The following is a 1,024-nucleotide window of genomic DNA, read 5'->3' as shown; positions in this document are numbered from 1 at the left end:
GTTACGGGCTGGACACGATCCTTGGCGGGGACGGCAACGACTCCATCAATGGCGGTACCACGAGTACTTCGACCTCGTACCGCCCGGACTCGATCGATGGAGGCGCGGGCGACGATACGATCCTCGGCTCGGGTCTGGATGACACGCTTGAGGGCGGAGCGGACAACGACAGCATCGAGGGCAATAGCGGAAACGACCAGATCTTCGGTGGAACGGGCGATGACATCATCCGTGGCGGTGTCGGGGACGATACGATCTTCGGTGGCGATGGGCAGGACACGCTTTACGGACAAAGTGGGAATGACGAACTTGACGGGGAAGGCGGAGACGATGTCCTGTCCGGCGCGTCAGGATTGGACACTCTGTCGGGCGGAGACGGCAACGACAGTCTGGACGGCGGCGAGGATGACGACACTCTGTCGGGCGGAGACGGCAACGACAGTCTGGACGGCGGCGAGGATGACGACACGCTGATCGGTGGAGCCGGAGACGACGAGCTATTTGACCTTCTGGGCAATAACACCGCCGAGTTTTCGGGCAATCAAAGCGATTACGACATATCGCTGGACGGGGCGTCGGGCACTTACATCGTCACGGACTTGCGTTCAGGAAGCCCCGACGGCACAGACCAACTTCGCGGCATAGGCACGCTTGTTTTCGCAGACGGTTCGGTTTCGATCGATCCCTTTCCGGCCCTGGTTCTGACGGGCACGGAAGGGGACGATACCCTGACCGGGCTGGACGATGACGATACTCTGTTTGGCTTGGGTGGCGACGACCAGCTGGACGGTCAGGGTGGCAACGACTCGATCGAAGCCGGTGACGGGGCTGACCTTGGCGTGGGCGGGGACGGCGACGACACGATCCTTGGCGGTCTTGGGGACGACACGCTTCAGGGGGGCGAAGGCGCCGACAGCCTTGACGGTGGGGACGATGCGGATGTCCTGAATGGCGACGCGGGCGACGATACCCTGATCGGGGGCGGCGGAGCCGATTATCTGAACGGTGGGGGCGGCAACGACAG

The 1,024-nt window shown here is 62.9% G+C and carries 1 protein-coding gene; it reads left to right on the top strand.

Features of this window, described 5'->3' with window-relative positions; translation table 11 throughout:
• Window positions 1-1,024, top strand: a 1,024-nt coding sequence (locus P1K30_RS23795; protein WP_275635227.1) for a calcium-binding protein, incomplete at both ends; no start/stop codon positions are given.

It is taken from the genome of Psychromarinibacter halotolerans, from assembly GCF_029168315.1.
GTDB classification, from domain to species: Bacteria; Pseudomonadota; Alphaproteobacteria; order Rhodobacterales; family Rhodobacteraceae; genus Psychromarinibacter; species Psychromarinibacter halotolerans.
Note: the sequence above shows the minus strand (reverse complement) of the source record. Positions and strands in the feature narration are given on the sequence as shown.